This window comes from Mycobacterium avium subsp. avium (genome assembly GCF_009741445.1).
Classification (GTDB): domain Bacteria; phylum Actinomycetota; class Actinomycetes; order Mycobacteriales; family Mycobacteriaceae; genus Mycobacterium; species Mycobacterium avium.
In genome coordinates, this window is the sequence record NZ_CP046507.1 from 304,147 (window position 1) to 325,338 (window position 21,192).

14 protein-coding genes and 1 pseudogene are annotated in these 21,192 nt (G+C 69.2%); 4 read left to right on the forward strand and 11 right to left on the reverse strand.

Annotation, left to right across the window (positions count from 1 at the left end):
* Window positions 1-180: 180 nt before the first annotated feature.
* Both MAA44156_RS01525 and gltB read right to left on the reverse strand, forming a co-directional pair.
* Window positions 181-1,656 carry a glutamate synthase subunit beta gene (locus tag MAA44156_RS01525; RefSeq protein WP_009974400.1) on the reverse strand — a complete coding sequence of 492 codons (1,476 nt, stop codon included), beginning with the start codon at window positions 1,654-1,656 and terminating at the stop codon, window positions 181-183.
* Window positions 1,649-6,232, reverse strand: a complete 4,584-nt coding sequence (gltB, locus tag MAA44156_RS01530) for a glutamate synthase large subunit (RefSeq protein ID WP_009974399.1) — start codon at window positions 6,230-6,232, stop codon at window positions 1,649-1,651. The genes MAA44156_RS01525 and gltB overlap by 8 nt, the downstream gene beginning before the upstream one ends.
* Before the next feature lie 619 nt (window positions 6,233-6,851).
* On the opposite strand from gltB, the gene MAA44156_RS01535 reads away from it, so the two are divergent.
* The gene (locus MAA44156_RS01535; RefSeq protein ID WP_011723377.1) at window positions 6,852-8,003 is read left to right on the forward strand and encodes a MinD/ParA family ATP-binding protein; all 1,152 of its coding nucleotides are present in this window, start codon (window positions 6,852-6,854) and stop codon (window positions 8,001-8,003) included.
* On the opposite strand, the gene sigI is transcribed toward MAA44156_RS01535, so the two are convergent.
* A complete protein-coding gene (sigI, locus tag MAA44156_RS01540) occupies window positions 8,000-8,857 on the reverse strand; it encodes an RNA polymerase sigma factor SigI (RefSeq protein WP_009974390.1) in 858 nt (285 codons plus the stop codon). The genes MAA44156_RS01535 and sigI overlap by 4 nt on opposite strands.
* Before the next feature lie 112 nt (window positions 8,858-8,969).
* Between sigI and MAA44156_RS01545 the strand changes: the two are divergent.
* Window positions 8,970-9,828: pseudogene (locus MAA44156_RS01545) on the forward strand (NmrA family NAD(P)-binding protein).
* Between the two features lies 1 nt (window position 9,829).
* Window positions 9,830-10,270 (forward strand): nitroreductase family deazaflavin-dependent oxidoreductase, encoded by a 441-nt coding sequence (locus MAA44156_RS01550; protein ID WP_011723374.1) that lies wholly within the window; start codon window positions 9,830-9,832, stop codon window positions 10,268-10,270.
* A gap of 13 nt (window positions 10,271-10,283) precedes the next feature.
* Here MAA44156_RS01550 and eccA2 read toward each other — a convergent pair whose 3' ends face one another.
* The 7 genes from eccA2 to MAA44156_RS01585 all read right to left on the reverse strand — a co-directional run bounded on the left by eccA2 (window position 10,284) and on the right by MAA44156_RS01585 (window position 19,282).
* Complete coding sequence (eccA2, locus tag MAA44156_RS01555; protein ID WP_050427650.1) at window positions 10,284-12,122, reverse strand: type VII secretion system ESX-2 AAA family ATPase EccA2; 1,839 nt, start codon at window positions 12,120-12,122, stop codon at window positions 10,284-10,286.
* Window positions 12,123-12,151: 29 nt separating this feature from the next.
* Entirely contained in the window at window positions 12,152-13,738 is a 1,587-nt protein-coding gene (eccE, locus tag MAA44156_RS01560; protein WP_003876914.1) for a type VII secretion protein EccE, read from the reverse strand.
* Window positions 13,735-15,396 carry a type VII secretion system ESX-2 serine protease mycosin MycP2 gene (gene mycP2 / locus MAA44156_RS01565; RefSeq protein ID WP_156649239.1) on the reverse strand — a complete coding sequence of 554 codons (1,662 nt, stop codon included), beginning with the start codon at window positions 15,394-15,396 and terminating at the stop codon, window positions 13,735-13,737. Before mycP2 ends, eccE begins: the two co-directional genes overlap by 4 nt.
* The gene (eccD, locus tag MAA44156_RS01570) at window positions 15,381-16,910 is read right to left on the reverse strand and encodes a type VII secretion integral membrane protein EccD (RefSeq protein WP_023880478.1); all 1,530 of its coding nucleotides are present in this window, start codon (window positions 16,908-16,910) and stop codon (window positions 15,381-15,383) included. The genes mycP2 and eccD overlap by 16 nt, the downstream gene beginning before the upstream one ends.
* Window positions 16,907-17,932, reverse strand: coding sequence for a MinD/ParA family ATP-binding protein (locus tag MAA44156_RS01575; protein ID WP_003876911.1), 1,026 nt, complete (start codon window positions 17,930-17,932; stop codon window positions 16,907-16,909). Before MAA44156_RS01575 ends, eccD begins: the two co-directional genes overlap by 4 nt.
* Before the next feature lie 127 nt (window positions 17,933-18,059).
* A complete protein-coding gene (locus MAA44156_RS01580; RefSeq protein WP_003876588.1) occupies window positions 18,060-18,890 on the reverse strand; it encodes an ESX secretion-associated protein EspG in 831 nt (276 codons plus the stop codon).
* Between the two features lie 104 nt (window positions 18,891-18,994).
* On the reverse strand, window positions 18,995-19,282 hold the full coding sequence (locus MAA44156_RS01585) for a WXG100 family type VII secretion target (protein ID WP_003876587.1): 288 nt from the start codon (window positions 19,280-19,282) through the stop codon (window positions 18,995-18,997).
* Window positions 19,283-19,512: 230 nt separating this feature from the next.
* Here MAA44156_RS01585 and MAA44156_RS01590 point away from each other — a divergent pair, with 230 nt between their 5' ends.
* On the forward strand, window positions 19,513-20,718 hold the full coding sequence (locus MAA44156_RS01590; RefSeq protein ID WP_009974923.1) for an IS110-like element IS901 family transposase: 1,206 nt from the start codon (window positions 19,513-19,515) through the stop codon (window positions 20,716-20,718).
* Window positions 20,719-20,800: 82 nt separating this feature from the next.
* On the opposite strand, the gene MAA44156_RS01595 is transcribed toward MAA44156_RS01590, so the two are convergent.
* Complete coding sequence (locus MAA44156_RS01595; protein WP_011723369.1) at window positions 20,801-21,115, reverse strand: WXG100 family type VII secretion target; 315 nt, start codon at window positions 21,113-21,115, stop codon at window positions 20,801-20,803.
* Window positions 21,116-21,192 lie beyond the last annotated feature (77 nt).

Here is a 21,192-nt window from a genome sequence, read left to right on the forward strand (position 1 = left end):
CGACCGAGGTACTGGATTGATATGCACAACGAACACTCCTGCGGTCGGTCCTTCAACCGGGAAACCGGTGTGACCCCCCTGTGAGCGGGCTCACAACGGGTTATTAGACACCAACGTCCTGGCAAACTGTGGAAGACGCGCCGAGCGAAACCGGTCGTGTTTCTGGTGTGACTGGTGTTACTACTGCAGCGGTACCGCGGTGGGTTTGACCGGCGCCGGCAGCGCGGTGGCGCCCATCAGGAACCGATCCGCCGCCGCCGCGGCCGCCCGGCCCTCAGCTATCGCCCAGACGATCAACGACTGGCCGCGACCCATGTCCCCGGCCACGAACACGCCCGGAATCGAGGTGTCGAAATCGGCGCCGCGCGCGACGTTGCCACGCTCGGTGAACTTCACCCCGAGGTCGGTGAGCAGGCCCTCCTTCTCGGGGCCGACGAATCCCATCGCCAGCAGCACCAGGTCGGCCTCGAGTTCGAACTCCGAGCCCTCGACCTTGACGAACTTGCCGTCCTCCATGGTCACCTCGTGCGCCTTGAGCGCCGTGACGCGACCGTTCTCGCCGACGAACTCCTCGGTGTTGACCGAGAACACCCGCTCGCCGCCCTCCTCGTGCGCCGAGGACACCCGGTACATCAGCGGGTAGGTCGGCCACGGGGTGGACGGGGCGCGGGTGTCCGGCGGACGCGGCATGATCTCGAACTGGTGCACCTCGGTGGCGCCCTGCCGGTGCACGGTGCCCAGGCAGTCGGCGCCGGTGTCGCCGCCGCCGATGATGATGACCTTCTTGCCCTTGGCGGTGATCGGCGGCTGCCCGTCGGCGTCCATGTCGGCCTCGTCCAGGTCGCCCGAGGCTTGCCGGTTGCCCCACGGCAAGAACTCCATCGCCTGGTGGATGCCGTCCAGCTCCCGGCCGGGAATGGGCAGATCCCGCCAGGCGGTGGCGCCGCCGGCCAGCACGACGGCGTCGAAATCGGCGCGCAGCTGGTCCGCGGTGATGTCGACGCCGACGTTGACGCCGGCGCGGAATTCGGTTCCCTCGGCGCGCATCTGGTCCAGCCGGCGGTCCAGGACCCGCTTTTCCATCTTGAATTCCGGGATGCCGTAGCGCAGCAGCCCGCCGATCTTGTCGGACCGCTCGAAGACGGTGACGCTGTGCCCGGCCCGGGTCAGCTGCTGGGCGGCGGCCAGACCCGCCGGGCCGGAGCCGACCACGGCGACCTTCTTGCCGGTCAGCTTGTCCGGCGGCAGCGGCTGCACCCAGCCCTCGTCGAAGGCGTTGTCGATGATCTCCAGCTCGATCTGCTTGATCGTCACCGGGTCCTGGTTGATGCCGAGCACGCAGGCCGGCTCGCACGGAGCCGGGCACAGCCGCCCGGTGAAGTCCGGGAAGTTGTTGGTGGCGTGCAGCCGCTCGATGGCGTCGCGCCACCGCCCGGTGCGCACCAGGTCATTCCACTCCGGGATCAGGTTCCCCAGCGGACAACCGTTGTGGCAGAACGGAATACCGCAGTCCATGCATCGAGTGGCCTGCTCGCGCAGGGTCCCGTGGTCGAATTCCTCGTAGACCTCGCGCCAGTCGCGCAACCGCAGCGGGACAGGCCGGCGCTTCGGCAGTTCCCGACGCGTGTATTTCAGGAAGCCGCTCGGATCAGCCATGCGCGGCCGCCATGATCGCCTTGTCGACATCGCCGCCGTCACGTTCGGCTTCGGCGATGGCCTGCAGCACCCGCTTGTAGTCGCGCGGCATCACCTTGACGAAGTGCCGCTGCTGTTGCGCCCAGTCGCCCAGAATCCGCTGGCCCACAGCGGAATCCGTGGCGTCGACGTGTGCCTGAATCATGCCGTGCAGCCACTCGATGTCATCGTCGTCCAAGCTCTCGAGTTCGACCATCTCCGCGTTGAGATGTTGCGGGAATTCGCCGGGCGGGTCGTAGATGTAGGCCACACCGCCGGACATCCCGGCCGCGAAGTTGCGGCCGGTGCGGCCGAGCACGACGACCTTGCCGCCCGTCATGTATTCGCAGCCGTGGTCGCCGACGCCCTCGACGACGGCGTGCGCCCCGGAGTTGCGGACCGCGAACCGCTCGCCGACGACACCGCGCAGGTACGCCTCCCCGCTGGTGGCGCCGAACAGGATCACGTTGCCGCCGATGATGTTGTCCTCGGCGACGTAGTCGGCCGGCGCGTTGTCCGACGGCCGGACCACGATCCGGCCACCGGACAGGCCCTTGCCCACGTAGTCGTTGGCGTCGCCGTAGACCCGCAGGGTGATGCCGCGCGGCACGAACGCGCCGAAGCTGTTGCCCGCCGACCCGTCGAAGGTGATGTCGATGGTGCCGTCCGGCAACCCTTGGCCGCCATAGGCTTTGGTCACCTCGTGGCCGAGCATGGTGCCCACCGTGCGGTTGACGTTGCTGATCGTGGTGGAGAACCGCACCGGCTTGCCGGAGTCCAGCGCCTCGCGGCTCATCACGATCAACTGCTGGTCGAGCGCCTTGTCCAGGCCGTGGTCCTGGCGTGAGCTGCAGTACAGGTCCTGGTTCATGAACGCCGATTCCGGCTCGTGCAGCACCGGGCCCAGGTCCAGCCGGTGCGCCTTCCAATGCGCCCGCGCCAGCGTGGTGTCCAGCGACTTCACCTGGCCGACGGCCTCGTTGAGGGTGCGGAATCCCAACTGCGCCATGTATTCCCGGACTTCTTCGGCGATGAACATGAAGAAGTTCTCCACGAACTCGGGCTTGCCGGTGAACCGTTCCCGCAGCACCGGGTTCTGGGTGGCCACGCCGACGGGACAGGTGTCCAGGTGGCAGACCCGCATCATGATGCAGCCGGACACCACCAGCGGCGCGGTGGCGAAGCCGAATTCCTCGGCGCCCAGCAGCGCCGCGATCATTACGTCGCGTCCGGTCTTGAGCTGGCCGTCGACCTGGACGACGATCCGGTCGCGTAATCCGTTCAGCAGCAACGTCTGCTGCGTCTCGGCCAGCCCCAGCTCCCAGGGCGCGCCGGCATGCTTCATCGAGGTGAGCGGGGTGGCGCCGGTGCCGCCGTCGTGACCGGAGATCAGCACCACGTCGGCGTGCGCCTTGGACACGCCCGCGGCCACTGTGCCGACGCCGTTCTCCGAGACCAGCTTGACGTGCACCCGGGCGGCCGGGTTGGCGTTCTTCAGGTCGTGGATCAGCTGGGCCAGGTCCTCGATGGAGTAGATGTCGTGGTGCGGCGGCGGCGAGATCAGGCCGACACCGGGGGTGGAGTGCCGCACCTCGGCCACCCACGGGTACACCTTGTGCCCCGGAAGTTGGCCGCCCTCACCGGGTTTCGCGCCCTGGGCCATTTTGATCTGAATGTCGGTGCAGTTCGTCAGGTAGTGCGAGGTGACACCGAACCGGCCCGAGGCGACCTGCTTGATGGCGCTGCGCCGCCAGCTGCCGTCGGGGTCGCGGTCGAAGCGCTTGACGTCCTCGCCGCCCTCGCCGCTGTTGGATCGTCCGCCCAGCCGGTTCATGGCGATGGCCAGCGTCTCGTGCGCCTCGGCGGAGATCGAGCCGTAGCTCATCGCCCCGGTCGAGAAGCGCTTGACGATCTCGCTCGCCGGCTCGACCTCTTCCAGCGGAACCGGCGGCCGCACCCCGGCGCGGAACTTGAGCAGGCCGCGCAGCGACGCCATCCGCTCGCTCTGGTCGTCGACCAGCCGGGTGTAGTCCTTGAAGATCTTGTACTGGCCGGTGCGGGTGGCGTGCTGCAGCTTGAACACCGTCTCCGGGTTGAACAGGTGGTACTCGCCCTCGCGGCGCCACTGGTATTCCCCGCCCACCTCGAGCTCGCGGTGCGCGCGTTCGTTGGGGCGGTCCAGGTAGGCCAGCGCGTGCCGGGCGGCGACGTCGGCGGCGATGTCGTCCAGGGTGATGCCGCCGATGGGGCAGCTCAGCCCGGTGAAGTACTCGTCGAGCACGTCCTCGGAAATGCCGACCGCCTGGAACAACTGCGCGCCGGTGTAGGAGGCCAGCGTCGAAATGCCCATCTTGGACATCACTTTCAGCACACCCTTGCCGGCGGCCTTGACGTAGTTGTTCAGCGCGGTGTTGCGGTCGATGCCCTCGATGACGCCGCGGTCGAGCATGTCCTCGATCGACTCGAACACCATGTAGGGGTTGATCGCCGCGGCGCCGAAGCCGACCAGGGCGGCCATGTGGTGCACCTCGCGGGCGTCACCGCTTTCCACCACCAGGCCGACGTGCGTGCGGGTGCGGTCGCGCACCAGGTGGTGGTGCACCCCGGCCACCGCCAGCAGCGACGGGATGGGCGCCATCTTCTCGTCGGATTCGCGGTCGGACAGGATGATCACCCGCGCGCCGTCGGCGATCGCCGCCGAGGCCTGCGCGCGCACGTCCTCCAGGGCCGCGGCCAGCCCGGCGCCGCCCTCGGCCACCGGGTACAGGCAGCGAATCACCTTGGAACGCATGCCATGTGGGCGCCCGTTGACCTCGTCGTCGGGGTTCAGGTTGACCAGCTTCGCCAGCTCACGGTTACGCAGGATCGGCTGGGACAACACGATCTGGTGACACGACAGCTCGGTCGGGGTGAGCAGGTCGCGCTCGCCGCCGGTGGTGCCCTGCAGGCTGGTCACCACCTCCTCGCGGATGGCGTCCAGCGGCGGGTTGGTCACCTGCGCGAAGAGTTGCTGGAAGTAGTCGTAGAGCATCCGCGGCCGCTGCGAGAGCACCGCGACCGGGGTGTCGGTGCCCATCGACCCGATCGGCTCGGCGCCGGTACGCACCATCGGCGCCACCAACAGGTTCAGTTCCTCGTAGGTGTAGCCAAAGGTCTGCTGCCGCTTGACCAGTCGGTCGTGCGGCATCCGCTTGTAGTCGCCCTGCGGCAGGTCGTCGAGCGGGACCAGGTTGCGGTCCAGCCACTCCTGGTAGGGGTGCTCGGCGGCCAGCTCCGCCTTGATCTCCTCGTCGGAGACGATCCGGCCCTGGGCGGTGTCCACCAGGAACATCCGGCCGGGCTGCAACCGCATCCGGCGCACCACCGTGGCCGGGTCCAGATCCAGCACACCGGCCTCCGACGCCATCACCACCAAGCCGTCCTCGGTGACCCAGATCCGCGAGGGGCGCAAGCCGTTTCGGTCGAGCACCGCGCCGATGACGGTTCCGTCGGTGAAGGTCATCGACGCCGGGCCGTCCCAGGGCTCCATCAACGAGGCGTGGTACTGGTAGAACGCCCGCCGGGCGGGGTCCATCGACTCGTGCCGTTCCCAGGCCTCGGGGATCATCATCAACACCGCGTGGGCCAGGCTGCGCCCACCGAGGTGGAGCAGCTCGAGCACCTCGTCGAAACGCGCGGTGTCCGAGGCGCCCGGGGTGCAGATCGGGAACAGCTTCTCGACGTCGGCCTCGGTGCCGAACACGTCGGTCTTGATCAGCGCCTCGCGCGCCCGCATCCAGTTCTCGTTGCCGGTGACGGTGTTGATCTCACCGTTGTGCGCGATGCGCCGGAACGGGTGCGCCAGCGGCCACGACGGAAAAGTGTTGGTGGAGAAGCGGGAGTGCACGATGCCCAGCGCGCTGGTCAACCGGTCGTCTTGCAGGTCGAGGTAGAACGCCTTGAGCTGCGGGGTGGTCAGCATGCCCTTGTACACGAAGGTCTGACCGGAAAGGCTTGGGAAGTAAACGGTTTCACGTCCGGGACCGTCCTGACCCGGGCCCTTGGTGCCGAGCTCGTGCTCGGCGCGCTTGCGCACCAGGTAGGCGCGGCGCTCCAGCGTCATCCCCGAGGCGCCGGCCATGAACACCTGCCGGAAGGTGGGCATGGCGTCGCGCGACAGCGCGCCCAGCGACGAGTCGTCGGTGGGGACGTTGCGCCAGCCCAACACCGTCAGGCCCTCGGCCTCGGCGATCTTTTCCACTGCGGCACAAGCGGTCGCGGCGTCCTTGGACGACTGCGGCAAAAACGCGATGCCGGTGGCGTAGCTGCCCTCGGGCGGCAGCTCGAAGTCCACCACCTCGCGCAGGAAGGCGTCGGGAACCTGGATCAGGATGCCGGCGCCGTCACCGCTGCGCGGCTCGGCGCCCTGGGCACCCCGGTGTTCGAGGTTGAGCAACGCGGTGATCGCCTTGTCGACGATGTCGCGGCTGCGTCGGCCGTGCATGTCGACGACCATGGCTACCCCGCACGCGTCGTGCTCGAACGCGGGGTTGTACAACCCGGCGCGCTTGGGCGTCATATGCACCTGACCCTTCACCTGAACGTTCTGCGCGGCCGTTGGCAGCGGCCCCGACGAGGTCACACCGGAGGTTGCGGTAGAACCCCGTCGGCCTTGTCTCGATGGGCTGTGCGCCAGGCGGAGATGATCCTGTTGGGGACGTCCGTGCAGCTTTGAACGGTGGCCTGGAACCGGTCTCGACAAGTCGTAAAACGATATGACAATACCCGCCTGACATGCCAACTTCGACAAGTCTAACCGCCGGTGGGCGACGCCGAAAAATTTCGCTGCCGCCACCCGCCGCCGCGGCGGCCGGGCCGCCAACCGGGGCCGGGAATTCTCGGCGCAACAGCGCCGATCCCGGGTGAGGCGCGGCGGGCGGCCCTCGCCGACGCGAGTTTGCTGGTGAGCGGCGTGTGGGCGCCGGCGGCGGCTTTGGCACGCGGGTATCTGCCCGGGCGGTGTCCCGGCGGGGTTTGCAGGTGCCGACCAGGTAGGGCGCGCGGGCCAGTGAGGCGATACTGGACGGGTATCGGTCACATCCGGCGTCGCACGGTGGACCGTGGCGCTCATCACGTGACGAGCCCGCCGCGGCCGGGCCACCGCCGCGACGATCGACGGCCTGGCATCCGAGGAGCCCATGAACGAGCGCGACGAATTCCTGCGGGACCGTCTGCAGCCCGAGCGGCCGAGCGCCCGGCCCGCGCCCGCGCCGCCGCCGCCCCCGGTCGCCTCGCGCCCCGCGCCGCCGCGGCCCCCGACGCCGGCCCCAACGCCCCCGACCCGGCCGCCGGCACCGCCCACGTTTCGCCCGCACCCGCCCGCCGCGGCCCCGGCTCCCGCGGCGCCCCCCACCCCGCGGCCGCAGCCTTCCGGCGCGCCGCAACTGCCCGACCGCGGTTGGCGACGCGCCCTGCGGCTCGCCACGTTCGGCCTGATCGACCTGGGCCCATCCCCCGCCCAACGCCGCGAGGCGCAATTCGAGCAGGCCATCCAGGCCCGCCTGTACGGCAACTACAAGGTCGGCGTGCTCGGCAAGGGCGGGGTGGGAAAGACGTCGGTGGCCGCCAGCGTCGGCTCGCTGTTCGCCGAGCTGCGCCGGCAGGACCACGTCGTGGCGATCGACGCCGACACCGCGTTCGGGCGGCTGGGCAGCCGCATCGATCCGGCGTCGACGGGCTCGTTCTGGGAGCTCACCGCCGACCAGAACCTGCGGTCGTTCGACGACGTGGTGGCCCGGCTGGGCCGCAACGCCGCGGGCCTGCACGTGCTCGGCGGCGAGCCGGCGTCGGGTCCGCGCCGGGTGCTCGATCCGGCGATCTACCGGGAGGCCACGCGGCGGCTGGACCGGCACTTCACCATCTCGGTGATCGACTGCGGCTCGACCATGGACGCGCCGCTCACCCAGGAGGTGCTGCGCGACCTCGACGCGCTGATCGTGGTGTCCTCCCCGTGGGCCGACGGCGCGTCGGCCGCCGCGAGAACCCTGGAGTGGCTGGCCGATCACGGCCTGACGACGCTGCTGGCCCACAGCCTCGTGGTGCTCAACGATTCGGACGGCCACGCCGACAAGCGCACCCGGGCGCTGCTCGCCCGCGAGTTCATCGACCACGGCCGCCCGGTGATCGAGGTGCCGTTCGATCCCCATCTGCGCCCCGGCGGCGTGATCGACGTGAACGGTGAGATGGCCCCGGCCACCCGGCGCAAGTTCCTCGAGGTGACGGCGACGATCGCCGGCTACTTCGCCCGCCGCCCCGACCGTTCCGCCGACCGGCACCCGCCGCAACACTAGCCGGCGCTGCGGGCCGCCGGGTCGGCGATCGCCTCGATCTTGACCACCCGCGCGTCGCGGATGCTGAGCACGATGACGGCGAACAACCGGCGTCGGCTGAACGCCAGCAGCACCGGCGCCCCGGCCGGCCCGCCGACCAGGGTGACGTCCGGCCACAGGTAGCGAAGCAGGTTGGTGGCCACCGCATCCGGGCCGTGGTTGACCTGCGGCGGCGGGGCCGGGTCGGCGAGGACTGTGCCCACACCCCAGACCGTCGGATCCAGCACGGCGGCCAACCCGGCCAGGTCCCCATTGGCGCATGCGGTGATGAACTTCTCGGTGACCCGCTGATGCTCGGCCGCGCCCACGGCGTTCAGCTTCGGTTGCGCGGCAACGAATTTCGCCCGGGCGCGCCGGGCCAGCTGGCGGCAGGTGCCAACCGGGCGGCCCACGGTGTGCGCGATGGCCTCGAAGGGCACCCCGAACACGTCGTGCAGCACGAAGCTGACCCGCTCCCCCGGGCTGAGCCTGCGCAGCACCTCCAGCAGCGCGGTGCGGACCTCGTCGTCGAGGGTGATCCGGTCGGCCGGGTCGAACCGCGGCGGGGCCGGCTGCTCGCCGACATCGCCCGGACGTTCGTGCCGCGCGCGGGCCGAGCGCAGCTGGTCCAGGCAGAGCCGGCTGGCCACCACGGTCAGCCAGCCCCGCACGTCGTCGATGTCGCCCGCGGCGGACAGCCGCAGGAATGCCTCCTGCGCAACGTCTTCCGCGTCGCCGATGTCGCCCAGCATCTGGTAGGCGAGGTTGACCAGGTAGGGACGGTGACGACGCCAGGCCTTGGCGACCTGGTCGTCGGCTGATTGCGACCGGTTCATGATTCTTCGACGATCTGCTGCCGCAAAAAGTTACCCGTTCTCCCGGTGTAACTTTCCCACCTTTGGCCCCGTCCTTGCAGCAGTGGACGAAACACCTGGAAGGAACACGCACATGACAATTGTCGTCACCGGGGCCACCGGCAACGTGGGGCGCCCGCTGGTCACCGCGCTGCTCGCCGCCGGCGCACCGGTTCGGGCGGTCACCCGCCGATCCGGACCGGCCGGATTCCCGGCACAGGTCGAGCTCTTCGATACCGCCGCCGACGCGCTACCGGGCGCCTCCGCGGTCTTCCTGAACGCCCGGGCGCTGGGCGGGCAGCTCGAGGACGTCGTGGCCCGGTGCGCGCGGCGGGGTCACGAAACTGGTTGCGCTGTCGGCGATCAACGCCGACGACGACTTCTCCCGCCAGCCGTCCCGATTTCGCGGCGACCGCAACAGGGAGGTAGAACAGCTCGCCGTCGGCTCCGGTCTGGCGTGGGTGAGCCTGCGGCCCACCGTGTTCGCGACGAACTTCGCCGGCATGTGGTCGGCGCAGCTGCGCGAAGGCGACGTGGTCGCCGGGCCGTATGCGGCGGCGTCCTCGGCGCCGATCGTCGAGACCGACATCGCCGACGTCGCAGCGCACGCCCTGCTCACCGATGACCTTGTCGGACAACGGATCCCGCTGACCGGGCCGCAGGCGTTGAGCAACGCCCAGCTGGTCGAGGTGATCGGGACCGTGCTGGGCCGGTCGCTGCGGTACCGGGAGATCCCCGCCGCAGCCGTGCGGCGGCGGTTCGTCGGGTTGGGCCTGGGCGCCGGTTTCGCCGACGCCTACCTCGCCATGCTCGCCGAAACCCTGGACAAACCCGCCCTGGTCACCCACGACGTCGAGAAAATCCTTGGGCGCCCGGCAGTTCCGTTCGCCCACTGGGTCGCCACGCACCGCGACCTGTTCGACCGCCGCAATGAACGCAAGGAAGGAGTCTGACATGACCGCACTACGTCCCCCGCGTTACCTCAAACCGATGAACAAGGTGATGATGGCCGTGCAGCGGCTGGGCATCCCGACCGGGCCGGCCATGGTGCTCACCGTGCCCGGGCGCAAGTCGGGTCAGCCGCGCAGCACGCCGATGACGCCGTTCGAGTTCCGGGGCGGCCTGTACGTGGTGGCCGGCTATCCCGGCGCCGACTGGGCGGCCAACGCCCGGGCCGCGGGCACCGGCACGCTGCGCCGGGGCCGGCGGTCCCGGCGCGTCCGCATCGTCGAACTGTCCGCCGACGAAGCCCGGCCGGTGCTGCGCGAGTTCCCCGCCAAGGTCCCGGTCGGGGTGGGGTTCGCGAAACGGTCGGGGCTGGTGCGCGACGGCACGGCCGACGAATTCGAGGCGCTGGCAGGGCAACTCGCCGTCTTCCGCTTCGACCCGGCGTGACGGCGGGCGCCGCTCACCAGACGATGGCGGCCATGTCGCGGTTGTCCGAACACACGCTGCGCACCGCCGCCTCGATGTCGGCTGCGGTGATGATCTTGAGGTCGTCCACCGTGACCGGTTGGCCGGCACGCTTCTGCGCGACCACCCGGGTGTCGCGGAAGCCCTCGGCGCGTTCGACGACGTTGCGGGCGAACCGGCCGTTCTGCATCGCGTCGATGCCGTGCCGGCCGCCGGGAGTGGTGTAGTTGCGGATGGTGGTCGCCGCGTCCAGCAGCGTCTCGCGCGCGGCCTCGTCGAGCAGGCTGGCGCGCGGGGTGGCGTAGCGGTGCGCGATCTCGACGATCTCGGCCGGCGAGTAGGACTCGAACCGCAGCTTGCGGTTGAACCGGCCAGCCAAACCCGGGTTGACGGTGAGGAATTGGTCCACCTGGTCTTCGTAACCGGCGCCGATGAAACAGAAGTCGAAGCGGTGCGCCTCCAGGGCGACCAGCAGCTGGTTGACCGCCTCCATGCCGATCATGTCGGGCGTGCCGTCCTGATGGCGCTCGATCAGCGAGTAGAACTCGTCCATGAAAATGATTCGGCCCAACGACTTTTCGATCAGCTCGTTGGTCTTGGGGCCCGACTCGCCGATGAAGTGCCCGCAGAAGTCCGATCGGCGCACCTCGCGGATCTCGGGGTGGCGCACGATTCCCATGCCGGCGTAGATCTTGCCCAGCGCCTCGGCGGTGGTCGTCTTACCCGTGCCCGGCGGGCCGACCAGCAGCATGTGGTTGGTCTGGCCCTCCACCGGCAGGCCGTGCTCGAGGCGCATCATCCGCACTTCGAGTTGGTCCTCCAGCGCGGCGACCGCCTGTTTGACCGCGGCCAGCCCCACCTGTTTGGCCAGCAGCCGGCGGCCCTCGGCCAGCAGCTCGGCGCGCCGTTCGGCGGCGGCGTCGTCATCGAGCTCGTCGCGGCTCTTGGCCGACGAGGCGTCCCACCGGTCGGTGCGGCTGTCGATGGTTTGTTCGTCGGTGATGACCAGGTGCAAGTTCGGGTCGGCCAGCGCCTCCTTGGCGGCCTCGGTGAGGACGCCGTTGATGGTGGCCTTGGACAGCCAGATCTGGGCCTTGTCCTCCTCGCCCAGCTGGCGGTGCACCATCCCGCGCACGTAGGCCAGATCGGCAACCAGCAGCGGGACGTCGGCCGGGCCGATGGACGCGGTCAGCACATCGGCGTCGAAGCGCGACGACGCCTGGGTCTGCCCGATGACGTCGACCCGGTCCAGCCAGTCCAGCGCCACCCGCCCCTGGCCCAGGTGGGCGGCGGCGTGCGCGGCCAGCGCGCAGATCGAGGCCGTCACCGCCGACATGATGATGGCCTGCGGCGGCAACTCCTCCGCGGCCGTCAACAACACATCCGGCCAGCGCTGCGTCCGGTACATCAAGAAGGTGCGGGCCAGCTGGTGCCACTGGTAGTTGGTCCACGAGTCCAGCAGGTCGCGGTTGGCCAGCAGCTTGTCGGCCTCGGCGTACTCCCCGGCGATGGTCAGCGCGGACGACAGCGCCAGCCCGACCTGCGAGGCGTCGGTGACGGTGATGCCGATGTAGGGGCCCAGCTGGATCTCGGCGGCCAGGGTCTGCCCGATCCGGGTGGTCTCGCGGTGCAGCCATTCGCTGGTGGCGTAGAGCTTGCGCAGCGACGCCAGGTCGCTGTCGCCGCACGCGATGCGCCCCAGCCACGCGTCGGCCATCGACGGGTCGGCGTCGGTGGCGGCGACGAACTCCGGCAACGCGGCCGCCCGCCCCTGGCGGCTCATGATCGCCATGGCGCGGTCGAAATGCCTTCGGGCAGTTTGCAAATCACCCATCACATTCCCCCATCAGAGCACCGGCGTCGCTACATGCCGACGGACATGCTGACCGGCTCCAGGCTGACGTAGCGGTGCTCGGCGCGGAACATGTCCATCTCGACAAGCCAATTCTTCCCCGCCGCACTGACGTTCACCACCGCGGGGCTGACTTGTTCGATGATCACCTCGAAGCCGTGCCGCTGCGCCTCGGACAGGGTGGTGCCGGCGGGGGCGACGGTGATCACGGTCGCCGGCCGCGGGGTGGGCGAGATCGCGGCCTCGACGCCCTCGCCGCGGCGCGGGGCGTACTCCACCACGCTGACGGTGGTCCGCGGGGCCGGGCGGGAGCTGTTGACGACGCTGATCTCCGGCATCCGCACGCTGACCCAGCGCGACATGTCGCGGGTGTGCACGCAGACCCGTTCGCCGGCGCCGGCCGTACGGATCACGATGCGCTTGGCGATCGGGTCGTCGGCGGCGACGAAGACGCGCGACAGCTCGCCGGCGTCGGTGACCGGCATCAGCAGCCGATCGCCGTTGGGCAGCTTGCCGATCAGCACGCCCGACGGGCCGATCTCGGTGATCAGCTCGGCGGGCAGCCGGCTGCGCCGCAGCCCGCGCAGGTGTGGTCGGGGGCCGCACATGTTGGCGGCCGCCGCGGCGGCCTGCTCGCCGTTGAGCCGGCGCAGGATCACGCTGGGCGGCGTGGGGGCGGGGGTCGGGGTGCGCACCGTGATCGTCGCGCTGCAGTGCCCGTCGGGATAGACGGTCACGTTCTGGATCACCTCGTCGGCGCGCAGCGTCCACGCCTGGGACAGGTTGCGTGAGGTGATCGCCTGCGGCGGATAGGCGTAGGTGGTCATCCAGCCGGCTTCCCCGCGGATGGCCTTCCAGCGCTGCACGGTGCCGGACACCGCATCCCAGCCGAGCCGTCGGTCCAGCTCGGCCAGGTCGGTGGCGTTGGCCACCTTCGCCCGCAGCCCCTGGCAGCGCAGCAGCCCGGCGATCCGCTGGGCAACCGAAATCGCCGCCGCGCCAACGGTTGTGCGCCAGCGCAGGGCCTGCGCGTTGTCGATCACCGCCAACCGCATGATCAGCCAGGTCTCGCGCCGGCCGGCGTACGGCGGGGTGCCGATCTCCGAGTCGTACACCCGCGGGTAATCGCCCACGTTGCCGTGCCGGGACCCGACGGTGACGACGCTGATCGAATCGAGCTGCAAACCCAGCGCCTGGTGCAGCATCGGCGCCAATTCGACGACGTCGAGCACGTTTTCGGTCTCGACGGTCACCGAGCCGGTCACCAGGGTGGCCCGGTGCGCCCGGCCCAGCAGTTGGACCGCGACCACCGCGACGCCGTCCTGCACCCGCACGCCGCCGCCGGATCGGTTGTTGGCCACCGTGATCGGGGCCGACCAGTCGATGGGACGCCGGCCGCGCCGCCACAACACCGCCCACGACCAGGCCGGCTGACCCCACCAGCGCACGAACACCAGCGCGACGCCCACCAGCACGGCCACCGCGGCGGCGATGTAGCCGCCCAGCAGCCAGCTCGCCAGCGCGAGCACGAACACCACCCACACCCCGACCACCCGGCGGTTGCTGCCGCGGCTGAACCCGGTGAGGTTGGGTCTCATCGGGCCCTCCGCAATCGCGCCGCGATCGCGAGCACCAGCACCCCGGCCGCGACGGTCCCCAGGAATCCGATGGCGATGTTGCGGGCCCGGTGATCGGGCGGCGGGGGCGGCGGGGCCGGAGTGATGATCCGGCTTTGGGAGCCCGGCGCCATCCGGTCACCCGGGGGGATGTTGAAGGTCAGCGCGGCGACCGGATCCACCAGCCCGTAGCCGACCTTGTTGTCGACCCCGGCCGGCGGATTGTGCGCGGACTGCACGATCCGGTTGATCACCTGATGCGCGGACAGCTCGGGGAACTTCGCGCGCACCAACGCCGCGACACCGCTGACGTAGGCCGCCGAGAAACTCGTTCCCCAGAACGGCATGTTCTTCTCGCCCGGCCGCGACGGCGGGTAGGCGTTGACCGGCCCGCCGCCCTGCGGCGAGAGCCCCATGATGTGGGTGCCGGGCGCGGCCACCCCCACCCACGGGCCGGACATGCTCTTGTCCAGCGCGGCGCCGCTGGCGTCGACGGCGCCCACCGACAGCACGTAGTCGGAGAACCAGGACGGCGCCGAGACCACCTTGACCTGATGCCAGTCCCGCGGGTCGGACGGGTCCAGCGGGTCGAACATCGGGTTGTTGTTGCAGCCGGCTTCGCCGTCGTTGCCGGCGGCCGCCACGACCACCGCGTCCTTGACGGTGGCCGCATACCACAGCGCCGCACCCAGCGCGCGCTGATCGGCGGGAGCCGCCGCGGGCAGGCACGCGGTGACCGAGATGTTGATCACCTTGGCGCCCATGTTCGCCGCGTGCACCACCGCGCGCGCCACCGAATTCAGCGTGCCGGCCTTGACCTTCTCGTCGGAGTTGGGGTCGCCCGGCGGCGGGTTGACCGGTTCGAAGGCCCGCGAGGATTGCCGTATCGAGATGATCGTCGCGTGCGGGGCCACGCCCACCACCCCGTCGGGCGCGCCGGGCGGAAGCGGCGGCACCGCGGGTTCGTCCTCGGTCTGCGGATCAGGCGGCCCGTTGGATGCGGCGGTGGCGCCGCCGCCCTCCGGCGGCGGGGGCGGCGGAGGTGGAGGCGGCGGAAGAACCTGGGTGATGGTCACCGGCGGCGGCGGGGGCGGGGGCGCCACCGGCGGCGGCACCTCGACCGGCGGGGGTGGCGCGCCCACGGCCGGCGGCGGCCCGGCCGGCGGCGGGAACGCCGGGGTGGCCGGCATCGGCCGTGGCATCGGCAGGATCCCTTGCGGCGCAGCGCCGATGATGGAACTGACGATGGTGCCGTGGGCGTCGCAGTCCGACAGGCCGTCCTCGCCCACGATGTAGTCGCCGCCGGGCACCACGGGCAGCCGCGGGTTCGGCGACACCCCGGTGTCGATCACCGCGACCGGCACCCCGTTGCCGGTGCTGTACTGCCAGGCCTTGGCGATGTTGAGCAGGTTGAACCCGGGCGCCAACTGCGCCACGTCCGGGTTTCGCACGGTGATCGGCGCCGAACAGCTGTTGGCGCGCCGCATCGGCTGATCGGGCCGCGGCGGCCCGTCCGGTGGCGCCATGCCCGGATCCACCGAGGGGGGTGTAATCGCTTGTGCGGCAGGAACATTGGCTGATAGTGCGACCAGGGTCAGGGCGGCGGCCAGCGCCGCCGCCCGTCTCAGTGGCGAATCCACGTGAAGAGCCCTCCCAGGGCCGCCGCCGCCGGCAGCAGGACGATGAACGCGAGCACTTCCACCCATTCCACGGTCAACCGGATGAACGGCCGGAACCGCATCGCCGGCACCAAAAGCGCTGCGGCCAAACCGAATGCGGCGAAGGTGGTCACCGCCACCACCGGCCACAGCAGCCCGGTCATCGCATCGTGCGGCGCGGCGAGCGCGTATTTGACCACTCCCGCGCACACCGCGGCCGACGCCCCGCACACCAGGGCGACGGCCTGGTACTTGGCGGCGAAGCCGCGGCCCTGGGTGATGAAGATGCCCACCACCAGCCCGGCGACCACCAGCGCCAGCCACGCCCACGGCCGTCCGGGCGTCAAAACGCCCCACACCGCGGCGGGCAGCACGATCGACACCCCGACGCACAGCCCCACCTGGACCGCGTTGACCAACCGCGCCGACGCGGCGATCGCGGCGCCGCGCGCGGTGATGTCGGTCAATTCGTTGTCCTGCTCCTCGGATTCGTCCTCGCTGACCGGGGCCACGGTGTCGACCGGCATGCCCTCGCGCCTTGCGAACAGGTCGCGGCCGGTGATCGAGCCGAAGTGCGGCGGCCGGACCCGGGCCACCCACAGCGCGATCAGCGGCGTCATCCGAACCAGCACAAGCAATCCCACCAGCACACAGATCGCCAGCACCTGCACCGAGGCGGGACGGAACATCCGGACCGCGGCCACCGCGGCCAGCACCCCGCACACCGTCACCACCGCGGTGACCACCGCGGTCTGCCACCGGTTACGTGCCGTCACCCCGATCGCGATGGCCCCCAGGATCACCACCACGACCCCGATAAGCGCGTGCGCGGCGCCCAGCACGCCGGGCGGAGCGCAGGCGCCGGCCACGGCCAGCGCCACCACCGCCAGCCAGGCGAACCCGCTGAACAGGTCGCGGCGCTCGCGCCACCCGCTGCGCACCACCAGCGTCGCGATCAGCAGCAGCGCACCGATGCCGCCGGCCACCGCCGCGGGGATCGGGCCGTCGGTGAAGGTCCGCGCCCGCAGGCACAGCCCCACCACCACCGCCACCGCCATCGCGATCACCGCGACCGCGGTGTGCGCGGCGGTCAGCGGCGTCACCGGAGCGAACATCCGGTCACCGCCCTCGCGGCCCAGCCACTTGCCCATGGCGGCCAACCCGCTGGACAGCGACTCGTACTGCGGTTCGAACGACTCGCCGGCCACCCGCGGCACCAGCACCAGGGTGTCGCCGTCCTGGACGCCAAGCTCGTCCAGGCTCTTATTGATATCGAGCCGAACCCCATTGATCTTGTGCAGTTCGTAGCTGCCGGCCGGCAAAGCAATGCCGTCGAAACCTTTGCGCTTCAGGTCGGCGTCGAAGAGCTCGACCATTCCCTCGAAGAATCCCTCCACCGGAATTCCGGCCGGAAAGACTTGGGAACACAGGTGCTTCTCGTAAGAAATGTTGACCGCACAACGCGCCGGAAAGGCGACCTTATGCGGCGATGTCACGGCACCGCCCGCTCGGCATCAGGAATGTATTTGTCGGCCAGCCCGGCGGTGATCTCGAAAAGCCGCAGCCGCGTCTTTTTCTTCAGCTCGTGGACGGTGTCGATGATGCCGCCCTTGGCCAGGTGCGGGTCGAACGGCAGCGCCTCGACCGTCGCGCCGACCTTGGTGAACCGCTCGGTCAGGTACGCCAGCGCATCCTTGTCGGTGATCTGGTCGGTGTGGTTGACGATCACGGTGCTGCGCGAGACCAGCTCGTGGTAGCCCTGCGAGCGCAGGTAATCCACCGCCCGCAGCACCGGACGCGAGCGGTCCGCGGTGATGCCGGAGACGAATACCAGGGTGTCGGTGTTCTCCAGGACCGGCTTCATCACTTCGTGTTCGAGGTCGGGCGAGGTGTCGACGATCATCACGGTGTGAGTACGCCGCAGCCGCGACAGCACCCCGGAGAACATCGCGGGCACCAACGGCCGCGGCTGGTCCGAGGTCCGGTTTCCGGCCAGCACGTCCAGCCCAACTGCGTTCTGCCCCAAGTGTTCTCGAATATCGGCGTAGCCCTGCACGTCGGTGTCGTTGATGATGGCGGTGTAGTCGCCCGGCGGGGACTCGTCGATGCGGTCGGCCAGCGTGCCGAAACCCGGGACCGCGTCGATGGCAATCACGTTCTGCGGGCGGCATTCCCGGAACACACCGCCGATGCAGGCGACCAGCGTGGTGACCCCCACGCCGCCCTTGCCGGAGACGACGGTGATGACGTATTGCCGTCGAATATGGCGCCGGATGCGATTTTGCAGGTCGCGGTAGTGCCGTTCGCGGGGAGATTCACCGGGATTTATTTTGTGAAATGAGATGGTGTAAATGAATTTCCGCCAGCCGGACCCCGGTGGAATTTTTCGCGGCGCGGCCAGATCGGTAATACGCATCGTGTCCGATACCGAATCCGGGAAGTTGCTGCCCCCTGACGGATCCCCCCGTCTGAGCGCTCCTTCGTCCGACATATTCGGGTCATTCCAAGGGCTCGTCACGACGCGATGCTAACACGCTTTGCGATACCGCGTTTACCCGATCACAAACCTTTCAAGTACGACAGGCGTTGCTATTCCAAGACTTTGGTTGACCAAGTTAGTTTGACGCGATAACGGGGCCGCACCGTCACACCACCCGCCGATACGAGTACCACTCGTCGCCGGCGGGCAGCCGTCGGATCAGCCGTTGCACCGCTCCGCCGATGTCGCTGCGCGAGCCGGGCGACAGGATCTGGTAGCGGCGCTGCCCGGATACCACGCTTTCGATACAGACCCGGCCGCCGGGGGTGTCCACGATGGACACCGACGAATCGCCGACGGCGACGCGGGCCAGCTCGTCGGGCCCGACGCCGGCCTGCAGCGCGACGATGTTGGCGTGCGCCGAGCGGGCCGAGTCGGCGGCGGTGAGCACCGTCTGCAGCTGGTCGGCGTCGAGGCGCTGCTCGAGCAGGAACGCCCGCAGGCTGGCGGTGTCGTGCACCGAGGCCAGCAGCTGCTCGGTGTCCAGGGTGATGGGCCGCAGCGGCGCCGCCTCGGCCACGCCGCACAACCGCTCGATCTGGCCGACCACGATCTCGCTGGCGGCGGCCTCGCTGCTGGCCGTCCCGGCGGGGTAGAGGCGCACCAGCTGATCGTGGCGTTCCAACACCACCCACCAGGTGGCGAAGCGGCAGATCGACGCCCGGCTCGGCTCGCGGCCCGGGACGGCGATCATCACCAGCAGGCCCAGGTCCCGGCGCAACAACACGGTGAGCCACTCGCGAATCATCGGGTCGACGTTGCCGGCCTCGTCGAGCGCGCCGGCGGCCACCAGCTCGGCGGCCGCCGGGTGCCGCAGCGCCCGCTCGGGGGTGTCCAGCCGCGGCAGCAGCGGCCGCAGCCCCAGCTCAGGGCAGGTTTGTTCGATCCCGGTGACCGCTTGCAACACCCAGAGGCCGTCGACCGTCGTGGTCAGCATGTCGCCCTGCCCTCACCGCGCGGGATCCCCAACCGGGGAAGAAAGACGAAAGGTGGGGCACACGCTCGGCGCATCTGCCCCACCCTCGTTCCGGTCGTGCCGGCTCAGAACAGGCCGGCGATGTGCTGGTCCGTGCTGATCGCGCTGTCCAGCACGTGCGAGGTGGTCTGCCCGTGCTGGCGGATCGTGTCGATGAGCCCCTGCAGCCCGGACAGCATCTGCGCCTGCGCCTCGAAAAAGCCCGACGCGCCGTGCCCGGCGAAGAATTCCTGCAGGGCATGCGTGCGGTTGGAGGTGTCGTCGAAAATGGACTGCAACTGGCCGGCGCGGGAGGCGACGTCGGTGGCGAAGTCGGCCACCGCGCCCGGGTTGTAAGTGATCGGGTCGGACATGATCAATTTCCTTAGGGTTGAAGGGGTCTGGGATTGGATGTCCTGGATGCCCAGGACGGTGGGGTGTGGCTAATGTGTTGTTGCAACGGTTGTTGCTTGAAAGGAATGGCCGCCCTGCCGTTTTGGACGGTCCTGGCCACTGATTGAGATCTGACGCGTACTCGATGACGCTGCTCTAAGGACCTGTTGGCGGGGTTGTCCGCGGGGACTGCGACGACAGGAGTAGCGGTATGGCCGAACCCGACCGAGTGTGGGTGGGTATCGACGTCGGTAAGTCCACTCATCATGCGTGCGCGATCGATGACACCGGAAAGGTGGTGTGGTCGAAGAAAATCCCGAACGAACAGGCCGCGATCGAAGACCTGATCGCCCAGGGCGGCCGGATTGCTAACCACGTGGTGTGGGCGATCGATTTGACCTCGCCGCCGGCGGCGCTGCTGATCGCCGTACTGCTGAGCGCGAAAGCCGAGGTGGTGTATGTGCCGGGCCGCACGGTTAACACGATGAGTCATGCGTTCCGCGGCGAAGGCAAGACCGACGCCAAAGACGCGCGGGTAATCGCCGAAACCGCTCGGCACCGACGAGATCTGTCCCCGGTCGTACCCGGCGAAGACCTGGTTGCCGAATTGCGGTCGCTGACCGCATACCGGTCGGATCTGATGGCTGACTGGGTGCGAGGCGTGAACCGGCTGCGCTCGATGCTCACCGCCATCTTCCCTGCTCTGGAAGCTGCGTTCGACTACTCCACCCGCGCGCCGTTGATCCTGGTATCCGCTATGTGCACTCCGGGCGAAATCCGGTCGGCAAAAAGAGCTGGCGTGATCAAGCACCTTCGGAAAAACCGGGCATGGCCCAACAACATCGACACGATCGCCGACAAGGCGCTCGCCGCGGCAGCAGGCCAGATAATCACCCTTCCCGGCGAAGCCGGAACCGCCGCGCTCATCAAGCAACTCGCAGCACGGCTGCTGGACTTGGATCGGCAGATCAAGGACATCGATAAGCAAATCACCAACAAATTTCGTGAGCATCCCAGCGCCGCCATCATCGAGTCGATGCCCGGCATGGGGCCACACCTGGGCGCTGAGTTCCTCGTAATCACCGGCGGCAACATGGCCGCCTTCACCAACCCCGGCCGACTGGCATCGTTCGCCGGATTGGTACCCGTCCCACGCGATTCCGGCCGTATCACCGGCAATCTGCATCGGCCCAAGCGCTACAACCGGCGCCTGCGCCGCGTGTTCTACCTCGCCGCCCTGTCCAGCCTCAAGATCGAAGGTCCCTCGCGGGCTTTCTACGACCGCAAACGATCCGAGAACCATATCCACACCCAGGCCCTGCTTGCCCTGGCACGCCGCCACGTCGACGTCCTGTGGGCACTGCTGCGCGACAACAGAACCTGGCAACCCCAGCAACCAACCGTGGCAGCTGCCTGACGCACTCACCGGGCGTCCTCACCGCTTGACACGCTCATTGAGATTCCTTTCAAAAGCCTGTTATGGGAATGGATTTGGTGGGTCAGGAGCCGTGGCCGCCGAATAGGGCGCTGAATGCGTGCGAGGAATCCGCCTCGTGGCCTTCCATCAGGGCGGCCGCCTTGGTGAGGCCCTCGGCCAGCCGGGTGCCACCGGTGAGCACCTTGTTCAAATCGTTTTGCACCTCGATGGCCGTCGCGTGCGACGCGGCCACCGCGTCACCGGACCAGGTGGCCGGGTTCATCACATTTTCCTGATTTGCGACGTAACCCTGACCGATGCCGATGGCATGTTCCATATTCGCCTGAATCGCGTTGGAAGTATCGCGAAGCATTTGCGGGGTCACCTTGATTGTCACGGAATTCTCCTTCTGGGTTGGCCGCCCCCCGTAAGGGCATGAAGCGAAGTGTATGGCGGCTGTGTGTACCTGTCGAT

What these genes read in the sequence shown, in the direction of transcription:
- eccA2 (WP_050427650.1), bottom strand. Translation starts at nt 12,122, where the DNA reads ATGGGTGATTTGCAAACTGCCCGAAGGCATTTCGACCGCGCCATGGCG.
- gltB (WP_009974399.1), bottom strand. Translation starts at nt 6,232, where the DNA reads ATGACGCCCAAGCGCGCCGGGTTGTACAACCCCGCGTTCGAGCACGAC.
- eccE (WP_003876914.1), bottom strand. Translation starts at nt 13,738, where the DNA reads ATGAGACCCAACCTCACCGGGTTCAGCCGCGGCAGCAACCGCCGGGTG.
- sigI (WP_009974390.1), bottom strand. Translation starts at nt 8,857, where the DNA reads ATGAACCGGTCGCAATCAGCCGACGACCAGGTCGCCAAGGCCTGGCGT.
- MAA44156_RS01550 (WP_011723374.1), top strand. Translation starts at nt 9,830, where the DNA reads ATGACCGCACTACGTCCCCCGCGTTACCTCAAACCGATGAACAAGGTG.
- MAA44156_RS01580 (WP_003876588.1), bottom strand. Translation starts at nt 18,890, where the DNA reads ATGCTGACCACGACGGTCGACGGCCTCTGGGTGTTGCAAGCGGTCACC.
- MAA44156_RS01535 (WP_011723377.1), top strand. Translation starts at nt 6,852, where the DNA reads ATGAACGAGCGCGACGAATTCCTGCGGGACCGTCTGCAGCCCGAGCGG.
- MAA44156_RS01525 (WP_009974400.1), bottom strand. Translation starts at nt 1,656, where the DNA reads ATGGCTGATCCGAGCGGCTTCCTGAAATACACGCGTCGGGAACTGCCG.
- MAA44156_RS01585 (WP_003876587.1), bottom strand. Translation starts at nt 19,282, where the DNA reads ATGTCCGACCCGATCACTTACAACCCGGGCGCGGTGGCCGACTTCGCC.
- MAA44156_RS01590 (WP_009974923.1), top strand. Translation starts at nt 19,513, where the DNA reads ATGGCCGAACCCGACCGAGTGTGGGTGGGTATCGACGTCGGTAAGTCC.